The organism is Bradyrhizobium sp. Leo114 (assembly GCF_055229415.2).
The window spans coordinates 1-4,370 of sequence record NZ_JBUYEN020000126.1 but is presented as its reverse complement, the minus strand read 5'-3'; the positions used below and the strand labels follow the sequence as shown (position 1 = coordinate 4,370).

Genomic DNA, 4,370 nt, shown 5'->3' with positions numbered 1-4,370 from the left:
GTCGCGATTCATCTCCGTCAGCACATCGCGGACGAACTGCCGGATCTTCCTGAGCGGATGGTCCGCAGGAACTCGTGCCTCCGGCGAAATGTACGAAAATAATCCGCCCTGATCCGAAAAAGCGCCCGGCATGCGAACCCCCGACGATCCATGATCGATATAGAATCATCAATCGCAGCCCCTGACGACGGCTTTTTCAGCAGACTGCTAAGTCAGGCCACGCTATAAAGTCAGCCTCAGCCTCGTTCTCTTATACGCGGATGCCTGCGGGGCGACCATCAACGGGACCCCAGCGAACTCTCTGTGAGACGATCATGCTGTTTGCCATGACCGAGAGCCTACAACATCCGTGTGATTTCAGGGTGAATTGTATACATCCGGGCCGCGCTAGGTTCGCATGCCCGATGGAAATGATATCTGTACTTTGCGCCATCGTCGAAACCAAGCCGATTGGCACGCCAATTGCTGGAATATGCTGAGGAAGAACACCAAGATAGCCGAGAGGATTCTATGTCAAACCCTAATTGGTTCTCTTGGTTGAGTTTTCCATTTTTCGCGCCACTCAGCGGGTCGGTGGTGCAGGACATCGCACCGAATTTTCACCGGCAAGTCGATAATGACGTAAGTGCTGAGATTGGCTTAGCTGAACAGCTGGTCATTCTTTGCAATGCCGTTAAAGAGCTTAGGGCGATGCTCGTAGGCATCGAGGAGACACCAGGCGCGAAGCTCAAGATCGCATCCGAGGATGTAACAACAGCAATGGGGCAGCTCGCAGGGATGGAAGCGAAAGTAAACGAGATCAAACAGCGTCATAGCAAGGCCGCCGATCTGGAAGCTGAGCGCGCGCTAGATCGCCTGAAGGAGGTTAATCCGGAGGGATATGAGACGTTCATTCGTAAGCGCGAGAACCGCGCGAGCGCTGGTTAGAGCGCGAGCTCAACCAGCGACTGATGCCGCAACTCTTCTCCCACGCACCTGCCTTTAGATTCGAGGTACGCTGTCAGCATGGTAAAACGGATTGGCTCGTGCAGCTTGTCGATGATCGGGGCGATCGGTTTTGCGATGTGTGGTTTGGCGTCAATCCCGACGACGGCTGGGCCTTTGATGGATTGGTGCACTTCGGAGACCCCGATGCCGATCCGCACGTCTGGCAGAGCTACCAACGCTACTCGGATGGCACCTATCGGCGGCTGCCTTCATTCGCATCCAGCCTCGATCAGTTCAGGCGAGCGACTAAGGGATCATGACAATCGGCCCCGTGCTATACTTCCAGGATGGCTAAGAAGGAGTCCGATTTCGACAAGCTTGCTCGACTTATCAAAGAAGAAGGTGAGGATATTCGAACAGAGATTCGTAACGAGATCGGTCGACTGGAGAAGAAAGTCGACGCTGGCTTCACCCGCATTGATCGCGAGCTTAGTGAAATCCACTCGGAATTGAGAACGCTTCGTCACGACCTCGATGATCTTCGACGAGAAGTCGAGAATATTTCCGGCTACCGCAAGGGGATAGACCAGGCGGGCGAGCGCTTCAAAGATCGCTTGCCAATGTCACAACCACCTTCTTGCCAATTCCGAGATGTTTTTCTATCGCTGCGATTCTCTCGAGTGCGGGCAAGGACGGCGTGACTTTGTCCATCGACTCCACCTCGATCAAGGCGCATCGCTCGGCGAGCGGCGGAAAGGGGGGAGCATGAACAGGCGATTGGCCGCTCGCGCGGCGGGCGGACCACGAAAATCCACGCGCTGAGCGACCCTGATTGCAAACCTTGCGCATTTCATCTCACTCCGGGCCAAGATGCAGATATTGCCGCAGCGCCGGCCCTTTTGGACCTCGCGCCGCCAATGTCTGCCCTCATTGGGGACAAAGGCTACGACGGCGACGGCTTTCGCGCCGAAATCGTCAATCGTGGTGCGAAGCCCGTCATTCCAAACAAATCCAACAGGGTGACCCTCCACAACTTCAGCATGCGCGCCTATAAAGGGCGCAACGTCATCGAGCGTTGCTTCTGCCGGCTCAAGGATTTCCGGCGTGTCGCAACTCGTTACGACAAACTCGCCAGAAACTTCTTGGCTGCCGTCCACATCGCCGCAGTCGTCGCCTATTGGATCAATTGAGTCTGAACCCTAACATTACAGTTGGTGCGCCGGGAGACCGGCAAGGAGTAGGTGGTGGAAGTCCACGACGATGAAGGAGTAGCGACCCACATCGGCCCCGAGCCGTGCGCAGGCATCCGCGAGGATGTCGGCGAAGCGTCGGCAGGGGAGCGCACAGGCCAGCCATTAAGCCGCGAAAGAGTGTTTTCCCGAGAGCCGACGCTGTCAACTGAGCGGAAGGCAACACGAAGGGGTGCGATATCGCGAGCGCCCAGTCGTTTCGGCGTGGTCGCAGACCCTGGCATGTGCAGAAGCTTCTTGTACGGGAACCGGGAGGTCTCTTGGTCGGCCAGATGCTCGCTGAGCAGCCTGGTCCGCGGTGGGAAGGCGAGGAGCCATAGCCGCCGATGAACGATCAGGAGAAGTCTGACTCGGCCATAGTAGCGACGAAGTCGCCGAATAAAGCCGGGGCTCCGGTGGCAGAGGCGATGGAGCCAAGGGCTGGGACCAGGAGGAACGCGGGACAGCAAAGCACGCACCGGACGCAGACCCGGGCTCGCGTGACCCAGGCGCTGGACCGCGTACGGCAAGCGGCAAAGCTTGGGAAGAAAGAGCGGTTCACGGCGCCTCTCCACCATATCAACACTGACACGCTCCGGTTGGCGTTCTACGCGCTCAAGCGCAAAGCAGCCCCGGCGTGGACGGTGTGACATGGCAGGACTTCGAGACAGACCTGGAGCCTCGGCTTGAGGATCTGAACGCTCGGGTCCACCGAGGAGCGATGCGCTGGACGCCCTGGCGGTAGCGATCACCACGCGGAAGGTGAACTGGATAGTTGACGCCGACGTGCAAAATTTCTTCGGAAGTGTGAGCCAAGACTGGCTGGTCCAGTTTTTGGAGCACCGCATCGGCGACAAGCGCATCATCCGCCTGATCCGTAAATGGCTGAAGGCGGGCATCCTCGAAGACGAGGTCGTAACCGTGGACGACAGGGGCACGGGGCAAGGATCGGTGATTTCGCCGCTGCTCGCCAACGTTTACCTGCACTACACATTCGATCTTTGGGCCGAACGCTGGCGACGGCAAGAGGCTCACGGCGATATGATTATCGTGCGCTACGCCGATGATCTGGTGGCCGGCTTCGAGCATGAGGACGACGCTCGCCGTTTCCTTGATGCGATGCGTGAACGGTTTGAGGCATTCGCGCTGACGCTCCATTCGGACAAGACCCGCCTGATTGAGTTCGGTCGCTATGCGGCGGCCAATCGCAAGGCACGCGGGCTCGGCAAACCGGAGACGTTCATGTTTCTGGGCTTCACCCACATCTACGGTAAGTCACGTCGGGGGAGCTTCCTGCTCCAAAGGAAGACCCGTCGCGACCGTCTGCGGACGAAGCCTCAGGACATCAAGGGAGAGCTGCGGCGTCGAATGCACCAACCGATCCCCGTCCAGGGTAAATGGCTGAGACAGGTCATCACCGGCCACTTCGCCTACTATGCGGTTCCTGCAAACGGACGGGCGCTTTCAGCCTTCCGCTATTATGTGACCGACCTCTGGCGACGAACGCTTCGGCGGCGTAGCCAACGAGACGGCTTCACTTGGGATCGTATGACGAAGTTGGCAGATGATTGGTTTCCTCAACCCCGTATCCTGCATCCCTGGCCCCAACAGCGCTTCGCCGTCACACACCCAAGGTAGGAGCCGGATGCCTTAATTGGGCCCGTCCGGATCTGTGCGGGGGGCGCTCAGCAATGAGCGTCCCTACCGCGAACAATTGATTGAGGGTTCTGAATCCATGGGTGACCATGATTCGGGATCTGATGATTGGTGGTGCGTCGGTTGAAGATACGCTGACGCTGTGGGCTTCCTCGTTGCGAGATGCCAAGGAACGCATCCGTCCGCTGTTTACGCAGGAGCGGGTCGCGGCCTCGGCGTGGCAGTTTCTCGACGGACTGTTGGGTAACGAGCCGCGCAAGACGGGTTGGATGCGGGCGGAGGCAGCTGGCGATCCAGGCCCGTGGCGCCAGCAGGCGATTCTAGGCCGAGGGCATTGCGATGCCGACGCGCTGCGCGACATTGTGCGTGAGTACGCACTGGAGACGCTTGGCGATGAGGACGCGGTCCTGGTCATCGATGAGACCGGCTTTTTGAAACAGGGCAAGGCCTCGTGCGGGGTCGCACGCCAGTACACTGGCTCGGCGGGCAAGATCACCAATTGCCAGATCGGAGTGTTCGCCGCCTATGTGTCACGGCATGGCCATGCCTTCATCGACC

At 58.6% G+C, this 4,370-nt stretch carries 5 protein-coding genes and 1 pseudogene; all 6 read left to right on the top strand.

Translation table 11 applies throughout. From position 1 onward, the window contains the following. The first annotated feature begins 450 nt into the window (after positions 1-450). Positions 451-927: a hypothetical protein gene (locus ACZIRK_RS44670; protein WP_130231852.1), complete on the top strand. Its 477-nt coding sequence runs from the start codon at positions 451-453 to the stop codon at positions 925-927. Positions 928-1,025: 98 nt separating this feature from the next. Then, positions 1,026-1,247, top strand: a complete 222-nt coding sequence (locus tag ACZIRK_RS44665) for a hypothetical protein (RefSeq protein ID WP_028168747.1) — start codon at positions 1,026-1,028, stop codon at positions 1,245-1,247. 27 nt (positions 1,248-1,274) lie between these two features. Then, positions 1,275-1,628, top strand: coding sequence for a hypothetical protein (locus ACZIRK_RS44660; RefSeq protein WP_474419784.1), 354 nt, complete (start codon positions 1,275-1,277; stop codon positions 1,626-1,628). Beyond that, a pseudogene (locus tag ACZIRK_RS44655) lies at positions 1,610-2,117 on the top strand (IS5 family transposase); the annotation flags it as partial. The gene ACZIRK_RS44660 and the pseudogene ACZIRK_RS44655, both read left to right, overlap by 19 nt. An 825-nt stretch (positions 2,118-2,942) precedes the next feature. Further along, the gene (locus ACZIRK_RS44650; protein ID WP_463331970.1) at positions 2,943-3,794 is read left to right on the top strand and encodes a reverse transcriptase domain-containing protein; all 852 of its coding nucleotides are present in this window, start codon (positions 2,943-2,945) and stop codon (positions 3,792-3,794) included. A 107-nt stretch (positions 3,795-3,901) separates the two neighbouring features. Beyond that, positions 3,902-4,370 (top strand): IS701 family transposase (locus ACZIRK_RS44645; protein ID WP_474419786.1); only part of this gene is annotated, 469 nt, incomplete at its 3' end.

What these genes read in the sequence shown, in the direction of transcription:
- ACZIRK_RS44660 (WP_474419784.1), top strand. Translation starts at nt 1,275, where the DNA reads ATGGCTAAGAAGGAGTCCGATTTCGACAAGCTTGCTCGACTTATCAAA.